Origin of the sequence: Kitasatospora sp. NBC_01250, from assembly GCF_036226465.1 — a bacterium.
Classification (GTDB): domain Bacteria; phylum Actinomycetota; class Actinomycetes; order Streptomycetales; family Streptomycetaceae; genus Kitasatospora.
Genome location: NZ_CP108476.1, coordinates 5,540,845 through 5,562,089, shown reverse-complemented (window position 1 = coordinate 5,562,089; position 21,245 = coordinate 5,540,845). Strand labels below are relative to the sequence as shown.

Below are 21,245 nucleotides of genomic sequence, written 5' to 3'. Positions count from 1 at the left end.
AGTGCATTCTCTTGGACATAACGGGCCATAATCATCGGTCCGCCGGAGAAGGGAATACTTATGCGAATTCGCACCGCCCTGGTCGGCTTTGCCCTCGCTGGCATCGCGGTCGCCGGTACCGCGACCGGCGCCAGCGCCCACAGCATCAGCGGCTCCGAGGCGAAGTACCACAACAACAGCGGCACCGCCATGGCGGGCCGCGGCCAGGCCGGCGCCACCTGGAGCAACGAGGGTGGCTCCGAGGGCAGCTTCGACGCCTCGTCCGACTGATTTCCCCCGCGAGTCCCCCGCGCGGATCTCAATCGTGCGGCCGGGCCGGCCAGGCGCACCTGTGCGCCGCCGTCCCGGCCGTTGCCGTTGACGGGGCCTGAGGCGCCGTCAGGCCACCCGGGCGCCCAGCGGAACCAGGGCCCGGATCCGGAATCCCTTGCCGTGCTGGCCCGGTGAGGTCTCCAGGCGGCCGCCGACCAGCGCGAGCCGCTCGTCGAGGCCGGACAGCCCGTTGCCGGGGCCCGACTTGCCCGGGCCGGCCCCGTTGTCGGTGATCTCCAGGACGGCGTAGCGCCCGCCCTCACCGTCCCAGGTCTCGTCCAGGCCGATCGTGCAGAGGGTGGCGCCCTGCGCGTGCCGGACGATGTTGGTGACCGCCTCGCGCAGCGCCCAGGCGAGCGTCTCGGCCTCTGCCGCGCCGAGCCCCGGCCGGTCCTCGGCCAGTGCGGCGGGCGCCTCCAGGGTCACTCCGACGGTGCTCAGCGCCCGGCGGGCGGCGGAGAGTTCGACCGGCAGGGTGGGCCTGCGGTAGCCCGTGATGGCCGCCCGGACGTCGGTCAGCGACTCGCGCGCCACCTGCTCGATGTCGGTCACCTGGGCCCGCGCCGCCTCCTGCTGGCCGGCCTCCATGAACCGCCCGGCCAGCTCGCTCTTGAGGGTGATCAGCGAGAGCGAGTGACCGAGCAGGTCGTGCATGTCGCGGGCCAGCCGCAGCCGCTCCTCGGCCGCCGCCAGGTGCGCCACCGTCTCACGGGCGTCGCGCAGTTCGCGCATCACACCGACCAGGCGCTGCATCCCGATCATCGCGGCGCCGCCGAGGAAGGCCGGCAGGGCCAGCTCCCCGATCGTGCCCAGGTCCTGGGAGAGCGACAGGGCGGTCACCGCCATCGCCCCGGTGACCGTGGCGACCCCGGCGAGCGCCAGCCGCGGCACCAGCACCGCACCGACCGCGACCGCCAGGTAGTTGAACATGACCAGCCAGTCGGTGCCCAGGCCGAGGCTGGTGGCCGGCGCGAGCACCGCCATCACGGCGACCAGCGGGTAACTGCCGCGCCACCGGATGCCCCGCATCGAGCGGAAGAGCACCAGGGTGACGTAGCAGCCCAGGAAGCCGGCCAGGGCGGCCCAGCCGAACGCCTTGGCGGCCGGACCGTGGTGGCTGCCCGTCAGGTCCTTGATCGGGTAGACCAGGTAGAACGCCCACAGCAGCATCCAGCAGAGCTTCACCAGCAGCTGGCGCCGGTTGTCCACCGGACCGCCCGGGACCGCGCCCTTGAACTGCAGCTCGCCGTCCGCGGCGGCCAGCGCCCGCTCGGCGGCGCCGGACGATGAGCCGGCGCCGGACGGTGAGCCGGTGGAACGCCCCTGGTCCGCCGCCTCGGACTCGTCCGGGCGGCGGTCCAGCGGTGTTGTCGACATGGCGGCCATCATGCCTGCTTGGTGTCCCTGCGGTACAGCACGGCCGCCCCGGCCACGAAGACCGCCAGGAACCCGGCCAGCCCGGCCGCGGCCGACACGTCGAAGGAGGTGCCGGGGTGCACGAAGCCCGCCAGTTGGTTGTACAGGTAGACCGGGTTGAACCGGGCCACCGACTTCAGCCCGCCGGTGACCGGGAACCAGGTGCCGCCGAAGGCCGCCATCAGCATGTAGACGATCATCACGATCGGCTGCACCGCGCTCGGCTCCGCCGCGTACCCGAGCGCCACGCCCAGGGCCGCGAAGACGAAGCTGCCCACCCAGAGCGCGGCCACCAGGCCCAGCCACTGCCCGGCGTCCAGCCGCACGCCCTCGAAGGCGCCGAGCACGAAGACCACCAGGATCGAGGGCAGCGTGGTCACCGCACAGGAGCTGATCTTCGCCACCGCGTACGCCCGGCCGGGCAGCGCGGTCAGCCGCAGCTGTCGGGTCCAGCCGCTCTTGCGCTCCAGCGAGATCCGCTGCGCACTGCCGGTGAGCACCGCGCCGACCGCGCCGAAGGTGGCCATCGAGACCATGAAGTAGCTCTTGGCACTGACCCCGGTGGAGACGTTGCCGTTGCTGTAGGCGCTGATGAAGAAGAAGTACATCAGCGACGGGTACAGCACCGTGAAGAAGACGTAGCGCCGGTTGCGCAGCGTGCGCAGGATCTCCAGCTTGATCAGGGTCCTCATCGCGCCTGCTCCGTCCCGCTCAGGGTGCCGTCGTGCTCGTCCTGCTCGTCCTGCTCGCTGGTGATGGTCAGGAAGGCCTGCTCCAGCCCGAGGCTGGTGACCTCCAGACCGCGCGGGTAGCAGCCGGCCCGGTAGAGCCCGGCCACCACCGCGTCGGCGTCGGTGGAGCGGATCCGCACCGTGCGCACCCCGCTCGCCGGGCCGCTGATCTCCAGCGCCACCAGGCTCGGCAGCGCCCGCAGCGCGGACTCCTCGACCTGTCCGTCCGTCGCGTGCAGCTCGAAGCTGACCCGCCGGGCGCCGGCCTTGGCCTTGATCTCGGCGGACGAGCCGTCGGCGATCAGCCGCCCGCGGTGCAGCACCAGCACCCGGTCCGCGATCGAGTCGGCCTCTTCCAGGTAGTGGGTGGCGAAGAGCACCGTGCGGCCCTCCTCGGCCTGCCGGCGCATCGCGCCCCAGAACTGCTGGCGGACCGAGACGTCCATGCCGGTGGTCGGCTCGTCCAGCACGATCAGGTCGTTCTGCCCGGCGATCGCCAGCGCGAAGCGCACCCGCTGCTCCTGGCCGCCGGAGAGCTTGTCCACCCGGCGGTCGGCGATCTCGGTGATGCCCGCGTCCTGCAGCACCTGCTCGACCCGGTGGCCGCGCGGGTGCACGTCACAGGCCAGCTGCACCAGCTCGCGCACCTTGACGTCGGTCATCAGGCCGCCGCTCTGCAGCATCGCGCCCACCCGCCCGGCCGCCACCGCCGCGCGCGGGGTGCCGCCGAACAGGGTGACCTCCCCCTGGTCGGGGTCGCGCAGGCCGAGCAGCAGGTCCAGGCTGCTGGACTTGCCCGCGCCGTTGGGACCGAGCAGCGCCACGGTCTGGCCCGGATGTAGCGTCAGGTCGAGCCCGTTCACCGCCTTGACGTGACCGTAGCTCTTGCTGACCCGTCTGAACGCGGCCACTTCCTCGGGCATGGCGGCTCTCCCCGTCGTCTACTGCCGTTGTGCTGACCCGACCAGGATGGCGGAGCGGCGCCGGGCGCGGCAGTGTGCGTCGTCGCGTCCTCGGCATGACGGATGTCATGCCGAGGACGCCCAGGGTCACGGCGTCGGCTTCAGGCCCAGCTTCTCCTTCAGGAAGTCGACCTGGAGCAGCAGCAGGTTCTCCGCCACCTGCTCCTGCGGCGTCATGTGGGTGACGCCGGACAGCGGCAGCACGGTGTGCGGGCGGCCCGCGGCCAGCAGGGCCGAGGAGAGCCGCAGGGTGTGCGCGGCCACCACGTTGTCGTCGGCCAGACCGTGCACGATCATCAGCGGGCGCTCCAGCCGGGCCGCGTCCCCGGTCAGCGAGTTGGCCTCGTAGACCTCCGGGCGCTCGTCGGGGTGGCCCAGGTAGCGCTCGGTGTAGTGGGTGTCGTAGAGCCGCCACTCGGTCACCGGAGCGCCGGCCACCGCCGCGTGGAAGACGTCGGGACGGCGCAGCACGGCCAGCGCCGACAGGTACCCGCCGTAGGACCAGCCACGGATGGCCACCCGGCCCAGGTCCAGCGGGAACTCCTCGGCCAGCGCCTGCAGGGCCTCGACCTGGTCGTCCAGGGTGACGCCGGCGAAGTCGAAGGCGATCGCCTTCTCCCAGGCCGGGCTGCGGCCCGGGGTGCCGCGGCCGTCGGCGACCACCACGGCGAAGCCCTGGTCGGCGAACCACTGCGAGCTGAGGAAGGCGTTGTGGGCCTGCACCACCATCGCGGCGTGCGGGCCGCCGTACGGGTCCATCAGCACCGGCAGCAGGCCGTCGCGCTCCCGGTCGTAGCCGGTCGGCAGCACCACGGCGGCCGGGATCCGGCGCTCCCCGGCCAGCCGGAACTGCGGCCGGGTGGTGAGCACCGGGGTCTGCGCGTACGAGGTGACGGTCAGGAGGCTCTCCCCACCGCGCAGCACCTCGGCCCGGCGGCCCGGGCGGTCCAGGGCCGAGCTGGAGAGCACGGTGACCTCGCCGCCGCGCACCGCGTCCAGTGCCGCGCCCCGGCGCAGCAGGCGCGGGCCCGAGCCGTCCAGCGGGACGGCGTACAGGCCCTGCAGGCCCGGGGTCTGGTCCTCGGCGCCCTCGCCCGCGCTCGCGGTGCACAGGACCTCCCCGGCACCCACCGCCAGCACGGCCCGCAGGTGCAGGGTGTCGTCGGTCAGCTCGACCTGGTCGACGAGGAGCGCGCGGTGGCCGGGCTCGTCGCTGATCCGCACCAGCCGCCCGTCCGGGGTCCAGGCGGGAGCCCCGGGGAACAGCTCCAGCCAGGCCGCGTCACGCTCGGCGAGCAGCTCGCCGGTGGCGCCGGTGGCCGGGTCGACGGTCAGCAGCAGCTGGCTGCGCTGGTCGCGGGCCTGCACCAGGAGCAGCGGCACGCCGCCCGCCGACCAGTGCACCCGGCCCAGGTACGGGTAGGCGGCGCGGTCCCAGACGACCTCGGTGCGGGTGCCGTCCAGGGTGACCAGCCAGAGCGTGACCTCGGCGTTGGGGGTGCCGGCGGCCGGGTAGGCGACCTCGGTGGGCACCGTCGCGGGACTGGCCGGGTCGGCGATCCACCAGCGCTGCACCGGCGCGTCGTCGGCCCGCGCGACCAGCAGCGCATCGCTGCGCGGGGACCACCAGTAGCCGCGGTCCCGGTCCATCTCCTCCTGGGCGATGAACTCCGCCTGACCCCAGGTCACCCCGGCCGCCTCGGGCTCCGCGAGCGCGCGGTCCGCGCTGCCGTCGGCCGCGATCAGGCGCAGCGCGCCCGCGGTGGTCGGGTAGGCGATCCAGCGGCCGTCGGGCGAGGGGCGCGGGTCGAGCAGCGGTCCGGCGGCGGGCAGCTCGCGGGCCGCGCCGGCCACCAGGTCGGCGGTGAAGAGCCGCCCGGAGAGGGCGAAGGCGGCAAGCGTGGCCGCACCGTCCAGCGCGTAGCCGACGATGCCGGCCGAGCCCTCCCGGCTGCGCTCGCGGCGGGCGCGCTCGGCCGGCGAGAGGTCCTCCTCGCCGCCACCGAGCAGCTGCGCGGGGTCGGCGGCGACGGTCTCCGCGCCGGTGGCCGGGTCCAGCGTCCAGAGCAGGTTGGCCCGGTCCCGACCGGTGGAGCGCAGGAAGACGACCCGGGCCCCGTCGGGTGCCACGGCGAACGAACGGGGCTGGCCGACGGTGTAGCGCAGGGTCCGCGCGTACTGCCGGGGGAAGGTGTCCTGAGCGGTGGCTGAGGGAGCTTCAGTGGTCATGGCACCGCACCTTACGGCGTCGACCTGCCGCCGCTCACTCGTTCGGCGCAGCGTCAGGAAGTCGCCCGCACAGCCCCTCGCACCCCTTCCCACCGGCTGTTGCGCCGCTTCGAGGGCCCGCGCCACGACCGGCGCTGACTCACGGACAGTAATGCGATCCTCACTGATCGGGTATTCCTTGTTCGGGGATCCGGATGATCGATATCCGGTTCGACCCTGTCCGACACGGTCCAACCGCCGCCCGCACGGGCGGCGCACCCGAGAAGGGGTGTGAGCCGTCATGGCTTTGTCCATCTCCGCAGCCATGCTGATGCTGGTCATCGTGGTGGTCCTGGTCCGCCGCTCCGGCCTCAAGCTGGCCCACGCGGTCATCTGCTCGCTGCTGGGCTTCTACCTCGCCTCCACATCGATCGCGCCGTCGATCCAGCAGGTGACCAGCAACCTCGCCGGGATGCTCAATGACCTGAAGCTCTGAGACCTGGGGCAGCGGTCGTGGCGGCGGTCGTTAGGCTGCTCCCCATGACCGCTGCCGCCGACCGGACCACGACCGCAGACCGCCGCCTGCTGCTGGTGCACGCCCACCCCGACGACGAGTCGATCGGCAACGGCGCCACCATGGCCCGCTACGCCGCCGAGGGCGCCCAGGTCACCCTGGTGACCTGCACCCTCGGCGAGGGCGGCGAGGTGGTCCCGGCCGAGCTGGCCCACCTGACGGCGGACCGGCAGGACGAACTGGGCGCCCACCGGATCGGCGAGCTGGCCGCCGCGATGCGGGAGGTCGGCGTGACCGACGTCCGCTTCCTGGGCGGCCGGGGACGGTACCGGGACTCCGGCATGCTCGGCATGCCGGAGAACGACCGTCCCGACTGCTTCTGGCAGGCCGATCCGGACGAGGCCGCCGCGGAGCTGGTCGCCGTGGTGCGCGAGGTGCGCCCGCAGGTCCTGGTCACCTATGACGAGCACGGCGGCTACGGGCACCCGGACCACATCCAGGCGCACCGGGTCGCGATGCGCGCCGCCGAGCTCGCCGCCGACCCCGCCTTCCGCCCCGACCTCGGCCCGGCCTGGCGGATCGCCAGGATCTTCTGGAACCGCATGCCGCGCTCGGTGCTGCTGACCGGGCTGCGGGCCGCCGCCGAGCGCTTCGAGCTGGCCGCCGACCCCGAGGACGTGCCGGGCGTGGTCGCGGACGAGCTGATCGACGCGGCACTCGACGGCGCCGGGTTCGCCGACCGCAAGGCCGCCGCGATGCGCGCGCACGTCACCCAGATCACCGTGGACGGCACCTTCTTCGCGCTGAGCAACGACCGCTGGCAGCCGCTGGTGGCCGACGAGTACTACCAGCTGGCCCGCGGCGAGGCCGGCACCACCCGACCGCTGACCGACCTGTTCGCCGGCCTGTCCGGCGACGGCGCCACCGGAATCGAGTCCTGATGAGCAACCCGCTGCACACCCTGTTCGGCACCCGGGCCCAGCGGCTGGCCGAGCCGCTGCCGGCGCGCCCGGTGCGCATCGCCTGGTACGCGGTGCTCTTCGTGCTCGGCGCGCTGGTCTCACTCTGCGGTTGTTTTGTGCAGGGTCTGTGGAGCCCGGCCGGCCTGCTGTTCGCGCTGCTCGCCAACGGCGCCGTCTGCTACCTGGGCCTGCGGGCGACCGGCACCAAGCTGGGCGCGGGCGTGCCGATGATCGGCTGGTTCCTGGTCCTGCTGGTCCTGCTGTCCCCCCGCCCCGAGGGCGACTTCGTCCTGGCCACCGGGGTCGACTCGTACGTGTACGTCCTGGGCGGCTGGCTGCCCGGTCTGGTGTGCGCGACGCTGCCGACCCGCTCGCCGTTCACCTTCGGCATTCCGCGCCAGCGGGACTGACCGGACCCGACGGGCAGTCAACGCGCCCGCCCCGTAGGCTCGACGGTGCGGAACCGGACGTATCGGGTCCTGGAACCGGACGTATCGGGTTCTAAGGGAAGCAGTTCGCCACCCTGGGGTTCCCAGTATGGTGGTGCCGCAGCAACGTCGGACGAGCCGTCCGGCCGCGAACCCGGAGCAGAGCAGCATTGAGCAGCCGCGAATCTGACAGCGCCTACCCGTCCTCCCGGCGGGCGACGCCCCCCGGCCACCGGGCGGGTGAAGGGCTCGACGCCTACCCGTCGGGCACTCCCCCCTACGGCATCCCGGGGCTGGCGAACGGCTTCGGTGGCGACCCCTTCGGCTCCCCGAGCCCGGCGGCCCACGAGGAGACCGAGCCCGAGGTCCCCAAGACCGAGACGACGCTGACCACCCGAATCTCGATCAACATCCCGGGCTCCCGGCCGATCCCGCCGGTGGTGATGCGAAGCACCGTCAAGCCCGAGGAGCAGGCCGCGGAGCCGGAGGCCGGTGCCCGACGCCGCCCGGCGGCGCCCGCAGCCCCGGGCGCCGGGCCGGAGCCGACGCCGGCGCCGGACTGGCGCACGCCGCCCGGCGGGACCCCGGTGCCCGGCGGTGCCCAGGCGCCCGCCGGGGCCCAGCAGGGCGAGTCCGAGGCGGAGTCGACGGGCGAGTGGTTCCGGCCCCGGCAGAAGAGCCGGCCCGAGCCGGTGGGCTCCACCGCGCCGCGCGCCGCCGCCCCCAGCCCGGCGCCGAGCGTGGGCGCACCCGCCGCCGCACCCACCGGCGCACCCACCGCGCCGCAGGGACAGACGCCGTACCCCCAGGGCGGCGCGCCCGCCGCCCCGCTCTTCTCCGCGGAGAGCACCCTGCAGACCCCGCTGCCCCGGCCCGCCGGCACGCCGCCCTCGCCGTTCGGCGGCGGCGAGTTCGCGGGCAACGAGTTCGGCGGCGGCGGGTTCGGCGGCGGCGTACCGCAGCAGCCGGCCACCGGCAGCCCGTACTCCGACCAGCCGTACCAGCACACCGGCGGCACCTCCTACCCGGGCGCCGACCAGTCGTACGCGCCCGGCTCCCCGTACGCGAACGCCGGGCCGTACCCGGGCGACCCGTACCAGGGCAGGCCCGAGGGCCCGGCCGCCTCGTTCCCGGGTGCCGCCGACCCGCAGCCCGGCCTGGGCACGCCGCCCCCTGCCGCGGACCCCTTCGGGACCACCGCCAACCCGCGGCCCACCGGCACGCCCGGCGCGCCCGGACGGTTCGCCAAGCCGCAGCCGCCGGTCAACCCGCCCGGCGCCTTCGGCCGGCGCGCGCCCGGGTCCGAGGAGCCCGAGGACACCCAGATCGGCGGCTTCGACCCGATCAGCGGTGAACTGCCCGAGGAGGCCATACCGGGCCTGCCGGTCGCCGGCGTGTACGGCGCGGCCCCCGCTGCGCCGCGGCCCGGCGGCGCCGCCACCGCGGCGGGCGCCCCCCGGTCGGCCACCGAGCCGCCGGCCCCCGGCGCTCCGGTGCCCGCCCCCCTGGGCACCGAGCCGCTCGGCGGCGCCGAGGCCGCCCCGGCGGCCGCGCCGCCCAAGAAGCAGGCCGCTGCCAAGCCCAAGGCCCGCTCCAAGGTGCAGAAGCTGCTGGTCACCGGCGTGGGCGGGGTGCTCTTCCTGGGCGCCGCCGCGTACGGCACCGGCCTGATGCTCAACCAGGCGGACGTGCCCCGCGGCACCACCGTCCTGGGCACCGACATCGGCGGTGACAGCCGCGACCAGGCGGTCCACCAGCTCGACGGCACGGTGGGCCAGATCGGCGCGAAGCCGATACAGCTCAAGCTCGGCGACCAGACGCTGCCGCTGGACCCCGCGACCGCCGGCCTGAGCTTCGACACCACCGCCACCGTGGACGGCCTGACCAAGCACAGCTACGGCCCCATGACCGTGATCGGCTCGCTGGCCGGTGGCACCAAGAAGGTGCCGCCGGCCATGCGGATCGACCGGGCCAAGCTCAAGGCCGCGCTGGACAGCCTGGCGGCGAGCTCGGCGCACGGGCTCAAGGAGGGCTACGTCCAGTTCAGCGACACCGGCGACCCGACCGTGGTACCCGGTCAGGCTGGTCAGGCGGTGGACGGCAACTCGGCGGTCGACCAGGTGGTGCAGAGCTACCAGGACCGGGCCAACGGCAAGGCGGACGCCCCGGTCACCCTGGCGGTGACCGCCGCCCAGCCCAAGGTCTCCACGCAGGCGCTGCAGCAGGCCGCCGACGGTCTCGGCAAGGCGATCGTCAGTGGCCGGGTCACCGTGCTGGCCGGTACCGGCAGTGCGACCAGGAAGTTCGTCTTCACCAAGGCAATCGCCGCCAAGACGCTCACACTGGTGCCGGATGGCAACGGAAACTTCGTTCCCAAGTGGGACCTCAACCAGTTGGCGACGGCTGTCGGACCGGTCTTCGACAAGCTCAAGTTCCGTAAGAGCGACGGTACTTTGGCCCCGATCACAACCCAGGACGTGGCCGACGCGATCGCTTCCGTCTATGACAAGAACACGGATGCGGAGCGCACTTCCAAGTTCCATATGTGAGCATGTCAAAAATGCTCGGCCGAAGCCCCGGAACGTCGATCGTTCCGGGGCTTCGACGTGATTCACGGCGACATCTCGCCACTGGCGTGTAACCGACAGCGGGGTTGGGCAGCACCTCTCCCGACGGATTCCGGGAAGCCATTAATGGCTGACGAAAAGTCGCCAGCGGCGGCTTCCCGCCAAATCCGTCCGGATACCGGACGCTGAAAACCGACGAGTATTCACCCCATAGCAGGTCAAAACGGACACCTTTATCTATGCGCGTCAACCTTACAAAGAGCCGCCCTCGGCGTTCAGATACCGGTGCGACTAAGCCCTCGTTACGAACTTATGAACGAGCTTTGCCGGTATATGTCCGTTTTGGTACGTCTCGTCATGAGGCTGTCAAGTATCTGAAAGCTACAACCTGGTGGACATTCCAGAACGAAGCCAAAACTGCCTGTCCAGCTACAGAGAAACTCTTGACGTTCGATAAACGAGTTGCGAGAGTCCGTTCGACCAACTTCTTCCTCGTTGCTGCTGCACAGACCACACCGGCGGGAGCTTTCGCACCATGACGACGCCAACTGAGGACACGACAGAGACCGACCCGGTCCTCGTCGCGTCCGCGACAGGAGACGGCGGCAAGAAGCCCGCCGCGCTCCTCGGGCGCACCCCGGGCCAGATTGCCTGGAGCCGCTTCAAGCGCAACCGCATCGGTGTGTTCTGCGCCGCGATCGTGATCCTCTACATCCTGATCGCGATCCTCGCACCGGTGATCACGAAGTTGTACGGCCAGTCGCCCTACATCCCGTACGGGGTGCGCGACATGTCGCTGCTCGACGACTCCGGCATCCCGATCGGCGCGAACGGCGGCATGAGCTCGACCCACTGGTTCGGCGTCACGCCGAACGCCGGGTACGACATCTTCGCCAAGCTGGTCTACGGCATCCGCACCTCGCTCGGCATCGGCCTGCTCATCACCATCGCCTCCGGTGTGGTCGGCATCGTCGTCGGCGTCGCGCAGGGTTACCTCGGCGGCCGTTTCGACTACTTCGTCGGACGCTTCACCGACATGCTGCTGGCCCTGCCGCAGCAGCTCTTCTTCATCGCCTTCACCCCGATCGTGCTGGCCGTCTTCGTCGCGCCGGACCGGCCGACCCCGGTCTACATGCGCGTCATCGCGATCGTGCTGGTGCAGACGTTCCTCGGCTGGATGGCCACCGCCCGTCTGCTGCGCGGCCTGTCGCTCAGCCTGCGCGAGCGCGAGTACATCGAGGCCGCCAAGATCACCGGAGCCTCCTCCTGGCGCATCATCTTCAAGGAACTGATGCCCAACCTGGCGACCACCATCCTGGTGCAGATGACCCTGCTGCTCCCGGCCATGGTGACCGCGGAGGCCGGCCTCTCCTTCCTCGGCGTCGGCATGACCGAGCCGACCCCCGACTGGGGCCTGATGTTCCAGGACGCGGTGAACAACTACCGCAACGACCTGACCTACCTGATCTTCCCCGGACTCTCGCTGATGATCTTCACCATCGCGTTCAACCAGTTCGGAGATGCGGTCCGGGACGCGCTCGACCCGAAGACCATCCGCTAGCCGCTCCACCCCCCTTGTAACACCCTGTTTCACCTCGCTCCCCCCAGCACCGGCCACCCCGGGGCAACGCAGCCCCGCCGGTCCGCGCTGGTTAGACAGTTCATGACCAGTGACAGGTAGGAACCAATGAGACTTCGCAAGGCAGCACTCATGCCGGCGCTCGTGGCGGTCAGCGCCCTCACGCTGACGGCATGTGGTGGGGGCGGCGGCACCAAGTCCGACAACGCCAAGGGTCCGGCCGCCTCGGTCTCCACGATCGCCGTGGGCACCAAGGCCGACTCGACCGGCCCGGCCGCCGACGTTCCCGGGGCGAAGCAGGGTGGCACCGCCCACGGCATCGAGGCCGCCGGCTTCGACTACCTGGACCCGAGCCAGCAGTACGTCAACGAGTACCAGGCCGTCGGCATGCTCTACAGCCGTCAGCTGACGAACTACAAGACCGACCCGACGACCGGCAAGACCACGCTGGTCGGCGACATGGCGACCGACACCGGCACCGCCTCCGACGGCGGCAAGACCTGGACCTGGACGCTGAAGGACGGCCTGAAGTTCGAGGACGGCACGCCGATCACCTCGAAGGACGTCAAGTACGCCATCGAGCGCCTCTACGCGGACTACCAGACCAACGGTCCGACCTACTTCCCGGTCTGGCTCTCCGGCCAGGACTACCGCAAGGTCTACCAGGGCCCGGACCACGGTGAGCTGCCGGACAGCGTGATCGGCACCCCGGACCCGAAGACCATCGTCTTCCACTTCCAGGCCGTCCACTCGGACGCGAACTTCGCGGCCGCGATGCCCGACGTGACCGCGATCGAGAAGTCCGCGGACACCAAGCAGGACTACAACAACCACCCGGTCTCGATCGGTCCTTACAAGATCAAGGACTACCAGCCGGAGAAGTCGCTGACCCTGGTCCGCAACCCCAACTGGGACCCGAAGACCGACCCGCTGCGCCACCAGTACGTGGACAGCTGGGTGTTCGAGCTCAACGTCAGCAACCCGCAGCTGACCCAGCGCCTGATGGGTGGCGCCGGGACGGACAAGGACGCGCTGACCCTGGTCCAGAACGCGGACCCGAGCCTGACCCAGACGATCCAGAACGACCCGCAGTACAAGGCCCGCACCATCAGCCTGTACCAGCCGTACGTCGACGTCTTCTCGATCAACACCACCCGGGTGACCGACCCCAAGGTCCGCCAGGCGATGGCCAAGGCGTTCCCGTACTCCGCGGTGCTGCGTCAGTTCGGTGGTCAGACGGCCGGTGACCTGGCCGGCAACCTGGTCAGCCCGACCGTGTCCGGTTGGAAGGACACCGACCCGCTGGGCATCAAGGCCAACCCGGCCGGTGACCCGGACGCGGCCAAGAAGCTGCTCCAGGACGACAACAAGGTCGGCTACCACATCGTGCTGGCGTACGCCAACACCACCAGGTGGCAGACCATCTCCGCGACCATCCAGGACGCGCTGAACCGGGCCGGCTTCAACGTCGAGACCAAGGCGATCGACCCGACCACGTACTACACCGAGATCGGCAAGACCGACAACGGCTTCGACATGTACCGCACCGGCTGGGGCGCCGACTGGCCGAACGGCTCGACGGTCATCCCGCCGACCCTGGACGGCCGCACCATCGCCACCGGTGCGCCGAACTACTCGCACTACAACAACCCGGCGATGAACGCCGAGATGGACAAGATCAGCGCTGAGGCCGACCCGGCCCAGGCCGCGTCCGACTGGATGAGCCTCGCTGACAAGATCCTGAGCACCGACGTCCCGCAGATCCCGTACGCGTACGACAAGTTCTTCCAGGTCTACGGCGCCGGTCTTGGCGGCGTGGCCTACAACCCCGGCCTCGGCTGCATCGACCCCTCCAGCATCTTCATCAAGTAAGCACCGGACCCGGAGTCGGCCTCCGGGCCGACTCCCCCGGGCGGGGCCACCCTCATCGGGTGGCCCCGCCCGGGGGACGTGCTGACCGTCTGTGCCCCGGGCGGTCGCACTCTCCACGACGTGGCCGCCGTAGGCGCCCTCACTCGGAAGAGCTCACCCAATGCTCCGATTTCTCATCCGCCGGGCGCTCGGCGCGATCGTCATCATGTTCCTACTCATCTGCCTCACCTTCTTCGCCTTCCACGCGATGCCGGTGGACGCTGCGCAGCTGAACTGCCCCAAGGGCTGCAGCCCGCAGCTGCTGGAGCAGATCCGGCAGAACATGCACCTGAACCGGCCGATCACCACCCAGTTCTGGGACTACATCAGCGGTCTGTTCGTCGGCCAGGACATGGGCAACATCGGCCACTGCGCCGCCCCGTGCTTCGGCTACTCGTACAACACCTCCACCTTCGTGTGGAGCCGGATCGTCTCCAACTACCCGGCCACCTTCGTGCTGGCGATCGGCGGCGCGGCCTGCTTCCTGATCATCGGCGTCGGCCTGGGCATGCTCTCCGCCTGGAAGCAGGGCACGATCATCGACCGGATCGCGAGCTCGATCTCGCTGATCGGCCAGTCGACCCAGATCTACTTCATCGGCCCGCTGGCGATGGCGCTCTTCGTCTACAACCTGGGCTGGCTGAACCGTCCCGAGTACATCCCGATCACCCAGGACCCCTGGGGCTGCTTCATGGGCATGCTCCTCCCCTGCCTGGTGATGTCGGTGATCTTCTGGTCCAACTACACCCGCCAGGTCCGCTCGCTGATGCTCGAGCAGCTGTCGGAGGACCACATCCGGGCCGCCCGCGCCAAGGGCATGTCGAGCTCCTACGTCTGGTGGCGCTACGCGCTGCGCGGCGCGATGGCCCCGATCATCACGATCTTCGGCATCGACCTCGGCACCGTCTTCTCCGGCGCGATCATCACCGAGTTCACCTTCAACATCCAGGGCCTCGGCTTCCTCGCGGTCAAGTCCGTGACCTCGCAGGACATCAACCTGGAGCTCGGCGTGCTGATCTTCAGCTCGGTCGCCATCCTCGTCTTCAACATCATCGTCGACGCCGCCTACGGTCTCCTCGACCCCCGGGTCCGGCTGGGATGACCCCCTCCGCATCCGTATCAGTTCCGCACCACCCCGCCCCAGAGGAGATCCGACCGTGAGCACCCTCACCACGTCCGAGGCCGTTCCCGCGCCCCGGGCCGGCAGCAGCTTCCTCTCGGTGCGCGACCTGCAGGTCCGCTTCCGCACCGAGGACGGCATCGTCAAGGCCGTCAACAACCTCACGTTCGACCTCGAGAAGGGCAAGACCCTCGGGATCGTCGGTGAGTCGGGCTCCGGCAAGTCGGTGTCCAACCTGGCCGTGATGGGCCTGCACAACCCGAAGAACACCACCATCGAGGGCTCCGTCGTCCTCGACGGCCAGGACCTGCTCAAGGCCTCGCAGAAGGACCTCGAGAAGCTCCGCGGCCAGAAGATGGCGATGATCTTCCAGGACGCGCTGGCCGCGCTCTCGCCGTACTACACGATCGGTCGGCAGATCGCCGAGCCGTTCATGAAGCACACCGGCGCGAACAAGAAGGAGGCCCGCGAGCGCGCGATCGAGATGCTGCGCCGCGTCGGCATCCCGCAGCCGCAGACCCGGGTGGACGACTTCCCGCACCAGTTCTCCGGCGGTATGCGCCAGCGCGCCATGATCGCCATGGCCCTGGTCTGCGACCCCGAGCTGCTGATCGCCGACGAGCCGACCACCGCGCTCGACGTGACCGTCCAGGCCCAGATCGTCGACCTGCTCAAGGACCTCCAGCAGGAGTTCGGCACCTCGATCATCTTCATCACCCACGACCTCGGCGTGATCCGCGAGATCGCCGACGACGTGCTGGTGATGTACGCGGGCCGGGCCGTCGAGCGCGGCACCATGCGCGAGGTGCTCAAGAGCTCCCAGCACCCCTACGGCTGGGGCCTGCTGAGCTCGATCCCGCGGATCAACGCCTCGGTGGACGTGCCGTTGGAGCCGATCCCGGGCTCCCCGCCGTCGCTGCTGAACCCCCCGGCCGGCTGCGCCTTCCACCCGCGCTGCGCGTACCGTGAGCTGGTGGTCGGCGACAAGTGCGAGACCGAGCGCCCGGCACTCGAGCTGGCCAACGGACACCTGTCCGCCTGCCACCTCACCGCCGCGCAGAAGCAGTCCATCCTCACCGAGCAGATCCTGCCCCGGCTGAGCAGCTGAGCCTCGGTAAAGGAGCCAAGGAAACCCCATGAGCGCAGAGCAGACTCTGAGCAAGTCGGCCGGCAAGGCCGCCGCCTCCGGCACCCCGCTGCTGGAGGTCGAGGGCCTCACCAAGCACTTCCCGGTGATGGGCGGCTTCCCGTTCAAGCGCCAGGTCGGCGCGGTGCAGGCGGTCGACAACGTCAGCTTCACCGTGGCCGCGGGCGAGAGCCTGGGCCTGGTCGGCGAGTCCGGCTGTGGCAAGTCGACCACCGGCCGCCTGGTCACCCGCCTGTACGAGCCCACCAGCGGCTCGATCAAGTACAACGGCCAGGAGATCGCGCACGCCTCCCGCAAGGAGCTGGCGCCGATCCGGTCCGAGATCCAGATGATCTTCCAGGACCCGTACTCCTCGCTGAACCCGCGGCACACCGTCGGCACGATCATCACCAGCCCGATGGAGATCAACGGGATCAACCCGCCCGGTGGCCGCGCCGCCCGGGCCAAGGAGCTCCTGGAGATCGTCGGTCTCAACCCGGAGCACTACAACCGCTTCCCGCACGAGTTCTCCGGCGGCCAGCGCCAGCGCATCGGTGTCGCGCGCGCTCTCTCGCTCAACCCGAAGCTGATCATCGCGGACGAGCCGGTCTCCGCGCTGGACGTGTCGATCCAGGCCCAGGTGGTCAACCTGCTCCAGGGTCTGCAGCGCGACCTGGGCATCGCCTTCGTCTTCATCGCGCACGACCTGTCGATCGTGCGGCACTTCTCGCAGCGCGTCACGGTGATGTACCTGGGCAAGGTGGTCGAGATCGCCGACCGCGACTCGCTCTACAACAAGCCGCGTCACCCGTACACCCACGCGCTGCTGTCGGCCGCGCCGGACGCCGACCCGGACAACGAGGCCGCCGACCGGATCCGCCTCACCGGTGACGTCCCCTCGCCGCTCAACCCGCCGTCGGGCTGCCGCTTCCGCACCCGCTGCTGGAAGGCGCAGGAGAAGTGCGCGACCGAGGAGCCGCCGCTGGTGCAGCTCAGCGGCAGCGCCGAGGGCCACCTGACGGCCTGCCACTTCCCCGAGGACGGCAGCACCACCGATGCCGTGCGCATCTCCAAGAGCGACACCAAGGCGGCTGCCACGCCGGCCGCCAAGGCCGAGCCGGCCAAGGACTGACCGGGCCGCACTCCGACGAAAGGGCCCCCTCCGCGCATGGAGGGGGCCCTTTCGCGTGGTCACTGCGCGGGGTTCTCGCCCTCCGGCGCGCCGTGCCCGTTCTGCCCGTTCTCGCGCTCCGCCGCGCTCTGCCCGATCTCGCGCTCCGCCGCGCTCTGCCTGATCTCGCGCTCCGCCGCGAAGTGACACGCCGACTCGTGCGCCGCCGGCCCCGTCAGCCAGGACGGCCGGGCCAGCAGCGGCTCCTCGCTCGCGCACCGCTCCTGGGCCTTCCAGCAGCGGGTGCGGAAGCGGCAGCCCGAGGGCGGGTCGGCGGGCGAGGGCACGTCGCCGGTCAGCACGATGCGGTCGCGCCCCTCCCGCGCGCTGGGGTCGGGCACCGGCACCGCGGAGAGCAGCGCCTGGGTGTACGGGTGCGTGGCGTGGTCGTAGATCTCCAGGTCGGAGCCGATCTCCACCATCTTGCCCAGGTACATCACGCCCACCCGGTCCGAGATGTGCCGCACGATCGACAGGTCGTGCGCGATGAAGATGTACGACAGCTCGAACTCGTCCTGCAGCTTCTCCAGCAGGTTGATGACCTGGGCCTGGACCGAGACGTCCAGCGCGGAGACCGGCTCGTCGCAGATGATCACCTCGGGCTTGAGCGCCAGCCCGCGGGCGATGCCGATCCGCTGCCGCTGGCCGCCGGAGAACTGGTGCGGATAGCGGTTGATGTACTCCGGGTTGAGCCCGACCACGTCCAGCAGGTCCTGGACGGCCTTGCGCCGCTCGCCCTTGGGCGCCACCTCGGGGTGGATCTCGTACGGCTCGCCGATGATGTCGCCGACCGTCATCCGGGGGTTGAGCGAGGTGTACGGGTCCTGGAAGACCATCTGGATGTTGCGCCGCACCACCTTGAGCGCGTTGCCGGAGAGCCGGGAGATCTCCTCGCCCTTGTAGCGCACCGAGCCCGAGGTGGCCGGCTCCAGGTTCATCAGGACCTTCGCCAGCGTCGACTTGCCGCAGCCGGACTCGCCGACGATGCCCAGCGTCTCCCCCTTGCGCAGGTCGAAGGAGACCCCGTCCACCGCCTTGACCGCCCCGATCTGCTTCTTCACCACGACGCCCTGGGTCAGCGGGAAGTGCTTGACCAGGTCGCGGATCGCCAGGATCGGTTCGCCCTCGGAGACCGGCCGGCCGAAGGCCGCGTCCTGCGGCACGGGCGCGTTGAGCGCGGTGGCGCCGTCAGTCATCGAGGGTCTCCTTCCAGAAGTGGCAGGCGCTGGCCCGCCCCGGCAGCGGCGCGCCGTTCGCGTCCGTCACCTCGAAGAGCGGCGGCACGGTGGTCCGGCAGATCTCCTTGGCCCTGGGGCAGCGCGGGTTGAAGGCGCAGCCGGGCGGGATCCGCAGCAGGTTGGGCGGCAGCCCCTTGATCGCGTAGAGCTCTTGGCCCTTCTGGTCGAGCCGCGGGATGGAGTCCAGCAGGCCCCGGGTGTAGGGGTGGGCCGGCTTGGCGTAGAGCTCGTGCACCGGCGCGGTCTCGACGATCCGCCCGGCGTACATCACCGCGATCTTGTCAGCCACGTCCGCGACCACTCCGAGGTCGTGGGTGATCAGGATCAGGCCCATGTGGTACTCGGCCTGCAGCTCCGCCAGCAGGTCCATCACCTGGGCCTGGACGGTGACGTCCAGCGCGGTGGTCGGTTCGTCGGCGATGATCAGGTCGGGCTCCAGGGCCAGCGCCATCGCGATCATGATGCGCTGGCGCATGCCTCCGGAGAACTGGTGCGGGTAGTTGCCGACCCGCTCCGCGGCGGCCGGGATGCGCACCCGGTCCATCAGCTCGATGGCCTTGGCCTTGGCCTCCTTGCGCGACGCCCCTTGGTGCACCCGGTACATCTCGCCCAGCTGCGCGCCCACCGTGTGCACGGGGTTGAGCGAGGAGAGCGCGTCCTGGAAGATCATCGCCATCTGCGAGCCGCGGATCTTGCGCCGCTCCTCGGTGCCCAGGGTGAGCAGGTCGCGGCCCTTGAAGACGATCTGACCGCCGGTCACGAAGCCCGGCGGGCTGTCCAGGATGCCCATCACGGCCTGCGCGGTGACCGACTTGCCGGAGCCCGACTCGCCCAGGACGGCCAGCGTCTCGCCGGCCCGCACCGAGTAGTTCACCCCGTTGACGGCCGTCGCCACCCCGTCCCGGGTACGGAACTCCACGTGCAGGTCGCGGACCTCCAGCAGCGGGGACTCCTCGGTGTCCGCGGTGCTCTCGCGCGGCTGGGCGCTGATGCTGCTACTCATCGGTGGTGACCCTTCCTCAGCGCAGCTTGGGGTCGAGGGCGTCGCGGACCGCGTCGCCGAGCATGATGAACGCGAGCACCGTGATGCTCAGCGCGCCGGCCGGGAAGAGCAGCATGTGCGGCGCGATGCTGAAGGTGTCCGACGCGGCCGAGATGTCGATGCCCCAGGAGACCGTGGGCGGCTTGAGGCCGACGCCGAGGTAGCTCAGCGTGGCCTCCAGTGCGATGTAGGTGCCCAGCGCGATGGTGGCCACCACGATGATCGGGGCCACCGCGTTCGGCAGGATGTGCCGGATCATCAGCCGCCCGCTGCCGGCGCCCAGCGCGCGGGCCGCCGTGACGTAGTCCTGCTGCTTGGCCGTGATCACCGCGCCGCGGGCGATCCGGGCCAGCTGCGGCCAGCCGAGGACCACGATGAACGCCACCACGATCCAGACCGACCGGGTGGAGATCACCGAGAGGAAGACCAGACCGCCCAGCAGGATCGGGATACCGAAGAAGATGTCGGCGACCCGGGAGATCACCGAGTCCGACCAGCCGCCGAAGAAGCCGGCCAGCCCGCCCAGCAGGGTCCCGACGATCGCCGAGCCGGCGGTGGCGCAGACGCCGACGGTGATCGAGGCGCGTGCGCCGTAGACGGTGCGGGCGTAGACGTCGCAGCCCTGGGTGTCGTAGCCGAACGGGTGGCCGGAGGTGGGGCCCTGCTGCGACTTGGTCAGGTCGCAGCTGAGCGGGTTGGTCGAGGTGAGCAGGCTGGGCCAGATCGCCACGATGACCAGGAAGAGGATCAGCAGGCCGGAGATGATGAAGATCGGGTTGCGCCGCAGGTCCCGCCAGGCGTCCTGCCACAGGCTGCGCGGCTCCACCCGCTCCTCCGCCGCCGCGGTCTCCGGGTGGTCGGTCAGCCGCTCGGCCTTGATCAGGGTCTCGGCCTCCATGGTGCCGAGATCGAGGGTCCGGCTCTCGACCGCGCTCTGCATCTCCTCGTCTTCGTCGCCGGCCCCCGCCATCGGGTCCGATTGGTTGTACTTCTCCTGGTCAGGCATACCGGATCCTTGGGTCCAGGACCGCGTAGAGCAGGTCGACGAGCAGGTTGGCCAGCAGGAAGACGATGACCAGGATGGTCACGAAGCCGACCACGGTGTTGGTGCTCTGCCGCACGATCCCCTGGTAGAGGGTGTAGCCGACGCCGTGGATGTTGAAGATGCGTTCCGTCACGAGCGCGCCACCCATCAGCGCTCCCAGGTCGGTCCCCAGGAAGGTGACCACCGGGATCAGCGAGTTGCGCAGCAGGTGGTTGATCACCACCCGGCGTCTGGGCAGCCCCTTGGCCACCGCGGTGCGCACGTAGTCCGCCTTGCTGTTCTCCGCGACGGTGGTGCGGGTCAGCCGGGCGACGTAGGCGAGCGAGACCGAGGCCAGCACGATGCCCGGCAGGATCAGCGACTCGAAGGTCACGTCGAAGCCGACCGTGGCCGGCAGGATCCCCCACTTCACGCCGACCAGGTACTGCAGCACGTAGCCGGTGACGAAGGTCGGGATGGAGATGACCACCAGGGTGAGGACCAGCACCGAGTTGTCCGCGATCCGCCCCCGCCGCAGTCCGCTCAGCAGGCCCAGGCCGATGCCGAAGACCACCTCGATGACGAAGGCCACCGCCGTGAGCTTGAGGGTGACCGGGTAGGCGGCCGCCAGCTGCGAGGTCACCGTCTGGCCGCTGAAGGTGGTGCCGAAGTCCCACTGGAAGAGCTTGCCCATGTACTTGACGTACTGGAGCCACAGCGGGTCGTTCAGGTTGTACTGGGCCCGGATCTGCGCCGCCACGGCCGGATCCGGGGCCCGGTCGCCGAAGAGGGCGTTCACCGGGTCACCGAGCGCGTGCACCATGACGAAGATCAGGAAGGTGGTCCCGATGAACACCGGGATCATCTGGAGCAGGCGCCTCAGGACGTAGCGTCCCATGCGAACCTCCACTGGGCGGGCGAAGACCGGCGGCCG

General features: G+C 70.6%; 18 protein-coding genes. 10 read left to right on the top strand and 8 right to left on the bottom strand.

Annotation, left to right across the window (positions count from 1 at the left end; translation table 11 throughout):
- Positions 1–60 precede the first annotated feature (60 nt).
- Positions 61–270, top strand: a complete 210-nt coding sequence (locus OG500_RS23490; RefSeq protein WP_327068804.1) for a hypothetical protein — start codon at positions 61–63, stop codon at positions 268–270.
- Positions 271–378: 108 nt separating this feature from the next.
- Here the strand turns inward: OG500_RS23490 and OG500_RS23485 are convergent, their stop codons facing one another.
- The 4 genes from OG500_RS23485 to OG500_RS23470 all read right to left on the bottom strand — a co-directional run bounded on the left by OG500_RS23485 (position 379) and on the right by OG500_RS23470 (position 5,650).
- The gene (locus tag OG500_RS23485; RefSeq protein ID WP_329583211.1) at positions 379–1,689 is read right to left on the bottom strand and encodes a sensor histidine kinase; all 1,311 of its coding nucleotides are present in this window, start codon (positions 1,687–1,689) and stop codon (positions 379–381) included.
- An 8-nt stretch (positions 1,690–1,697) separates the two neighbouring features.
- Entirely contained in the window at positions 1,698–2,420 is a 723-nt protein-coding gene (locus OG500_RS23480) for an ABC transporter permease (RefSeq protein WP_329583208.1), read from the bottom strand.
- Positions 2,417–3,382 carry an ABC transporter ATP-binding protein gene (locus tag OG500_RS23475; protein WP_327068801.1) on the bottom strand — a complete coding sequence of 322 codons (966 nt, stop codon included), beginning with the start codon at positions 3,380–3,382 and terminating at the stop codon, positions 2,417–2,419. The genes OG500_RS23480 and OG500_RS23475 overlap by 4 nt, the downstream gene beginning before the upstream one ends.
- Positions 3,383–3,508: 126 nt before the next feature.
- Positions 3,509–5,650, bottom strand: a complete 2,142-nt coding sequence (locus OG500_RS23470) for a S9 family peptidase (RefSeq protein WP_329583202.1) — start codon at positions 5,648–5,650, stop codon at positions 3,509–3,511.
- 280 nt (positions 5,651–5,930) lie between these two features.
- Between OG500_RS23470 and OG500_RS23465 the strand changes: the two genes are divergently transcribed.
- From OG500_RS23465 to OG500_RS23425, 9 genes are all read left to right on the top strand, one after another.
- Positions 5,931–6,125, top strand: a complete 195-nt coding sequence (locus OG500_RS23465; RefSeq protein ID WP_327068799.1) for a DUF2304 domain-containing protein — start codon at positions 5,931–5,933, stop codon at positions 6,123–6,125.
- Positions 6,126–6,169: 44 nt separating this feature from the next.
- Entirely contained in the window at positions 6,170–7,084 is a 915-nt protein-coding gene (gene mshB / locus OG500_RS23460; protein ID WP_329583198.1) for an N-acetyl-1-D-myo-inositol-2-amino-2-deoxy-alpha-D-glucopyranoside deacetylase, read from the top strand.
- The gene (locus tag OG500_RS23455) at positions 7,084–7,515 is read left to right on the top strand and encodes a DUF6113 family protein (RefSeq protein ID WP_327068797.1); all 432 of its coding nucleotides are present in this window, start codon (positions 7,084–7,086) and stop codon (positions 7,513–7,515) included. Before mshB ends, OG500_RS23455 begins: the two co-directional genes overlap by 1 nt.
- Before the next feature lie 188 nt (positions 7,516–7,703).
- Positions 7,704–10,082: a peptidoglycan binding domain-containing protein gene (locus OG500_RS23450; protein WP_329583194.1), complete on the top strand. Its 2,379-nt coding sequence runs from the start codon at positions 7,704–7,706 to the stop codon at positions 10,080–10,082.
- Positions 10,083–10,635: 553 nt separating this feature from the next.
- On the top strand, positions 10,636–11,661 hold the full coding sequence (locus tag OG500_RS23445; protein WP_327068795.1) for an ABC transporter permease: 1,026 nt from the start codon (positions 10,636–10,638) through the stop codon (positions 11,659–11,661).
- A 150-nt stretch (positions 11,662–11,811) separates the two neighbouring features.
- Positions 11,812–13,551: an ABC transporter substrate-binding protein gene (locus tag OG500_RS23440; protein ID WP_327068794.1), complete on the top strand. Its 1,740-nt coding sequence runs from the start codon at positions 11,812–11,814 to the stop codon at positions 13,549–13,551.
- A gap of 160 nt (positions 13,552–13,711) precedes the next feature.
- Complete coding sequence (locus OG500_RS23435; protein ID WP_327068793.1) at positions 13,712–14,692, top strand: ABC transporter permease; 981 nt, start codon at positions 13,712–13,714, stop codon at positions 14,690–14,692.
- Positions 14,693–14,747: 55 nt separating this feature from the next.
- Positions 14,748–15,818 (top strand): ABC transporter ATP-binding protein, encoded by a 1,071-nt coding sequence (locus OG500_RS23430; protein WP_327068792.1) that lies wholly within the window; start codon positions 14,748–14,750, stop codon positions 15,816–15,818.
- A 28-nt stretch (positions 15,819–15,846) separates the two neighbouring features.
- Positions 15,847–16,968 carry an ABC transporter ATP-binding protein gene (locus tag OG500_RS23425; protein WP_329583189.1) on the top strand — a complete coding sequence of 374 codons (1,122 nt, stop codon included), beginning with the start codon at positions 15,847–15,849 and terminating at the stop codon, positions 16,966–16,968.
- A gap of 59 nt (positions 16,969–17,027) precedes the next feature.
- Here the strand turns inward: OG500_RS23425 and OG500_RS23420 are convergent, their stop codons facing one another.
- The 4 genes from OG500_RS23420 to OG500_RS23405 are packed head-to-tail and all read right to left on the bottom strand — an operon-like array spanning position 17,028 to position 21,209.
- Complete coding sequence (locus OG500_RS23420; RefSeq protein WP_329583186.1) at positions 17,028–18,203, bottom strand: ABC transporter ATP-binding protein; 1,176 nt, start codon at positions 18,201–18,203, stop codon at positions 17,028–17,030.
- The gene (locus OG500_RS23415) at positions 18,196–19,248 is read right to left on the bottom strand and encodes an ABC transporter ATP-binding protein (protein WP_327068789.1); all 1,053 of its coding nucleotides are present in this window, start codon (positions 19,246–19,248) and stop codon (positions 18,196–18,198) included. Before OG500_RS23415 ends, OG500_RS23420 begins: the two co-directional genes overlap by 8 nt.
- Positions 19,249–19,264: 16 nt before the next feature.
- On the bottom strand, positions 19,265–20,293 hold the full coding sequence (locus OG500_RS23410) for an ABC transporter permease (protein WP_327068788.1): 1,029 nt from the start codon (positions 20,291–20,293) through the stop codon (positions 19,265–19,267).
- The gene (locus tag OG500_RS23405) at positions 20,286–21,209 is read right to left on the bottom strand and encodes an ABC transporter permease (RefSeq protein ID WP_327068787.1); all 924 of its coding nucleotides are present in this window, start codon (positions 21,207–21,209) and stop codon (positions 20,286–20,288) included. The genes OG500_RS23410 and OG500_RS23405 overlap by 8 nt, the downstream gene beginning before the upstream one ends.
- Between the last annotated feature and the right edge of the window lie 36 nt (positions 21,210–21,245).

Coding starts and splice junctions, on each gene's coding strand:
- OG500_RS23410 (WP_327068788.1), bottom strand. CDS start 20,293: ATGCCTGACCAGGAGAAGTACAACCAATCGGACCCGATGGCGGGGGCC.
- OG500_RS23420 (WP_329583186.1), bottom strand. CDS start 18,203: ATGACTGACGGCGCCACCGCGCTCAACGCGCCCGTGCCGCAGGACGCG.
- OG500_RS23405 (WP_327068787.1), bottom strand. CDS start 21,209: ATGGGACGCTACGTCCTGAGGCGCCTGCTCCAGATGATCCCGGTGTTC.
- mshB (WP_329583198.1), top strand. CDS start 6,170: ATGACCGCTGCCGCCGACCGGACCACGACCGCAGACCGCCGCCTGCTG.
- OG500_RS23485 (WP_329583211.1), bottom strand. CDS start 1,689: ATGTCGACAACACCGCTGGACCGCCGCCCGGACGAGTCCGAGGCGGCG.
- OG500_RS23445 (WP_327068795.1), top strand. CDS start 10,636: ATGACGACGCCAACTGAGGACACGACAGAGACCGACCCGGTCCTCGTC.
- OG500_RS23435 (WP_327068793.1), top strand. CDS start 13,712: ATGCTCCGATTTCTCATCCGCCGGGCGCTCGGCGCGATCGTCATCATG.
- OG500_RS23440 (WP_327068794.1), top strand. CDS start 11,812: ATGCCGGCGCTCGTGGCGGTCAGCGCCCTCACGCTGACGGCATGTGGT.
- OG500_RS23470 (WP_329583202.1), bottom strand. CDS start 5,650: ATGACCACTGAAGCTCCCTCAGCCACCGCTCAGGACACCTTCCCCCGG.
- OG500_RS23415 (WP_327068789.1), bottom strand. CDS start 19,248: ATGAGTAGCAGCATCAGCGCCCAGCCGCGCGAGAGCACCGCGGACACC.
- OG500_RS23490 (WP_327068804.1), top strand. CDS start 61: ATGCGAATTCGCACCGCCCTGGTCGGCTTTGCCCTCGCTGGCATCGCG.
- OG500_RS23480 (WP_329583208.1), bottom strand. CDS start 2,420: ATGAGGACCCTGATCAAGCTGGAGATCCTGCGCACGCTGCGCAACCGG.
- OG500_RS23475 (WP_327068801.1), bottom strand. CDS start 3,382: ATGCCCGAGGAAGTGGCCGCGTTCAGACGGGTCAGCAAGAGCTACGGT.
- OG500_RS23425 (WP_329583189.1), top strand. CDS start 15,847: ATGAGCGCAGAGCAGACTCTGAGCAAGTCGGCCGGCAAGGCCGCCGCC.
- OG500_RS23465 (WP_327068799.1), top strand. CDS start 5,931: ATGGCTTTGTCCATCTCCGCAGCCATGCTGATGCTGGTCATCGTGGTG.
- OG500_RS23455 (WP_327068797.1), top strand. CDS start 7,084: ATGAGCAACCCGCTGCACACCCTGTTCGGCACCCGGGCCCAGCGGCTG.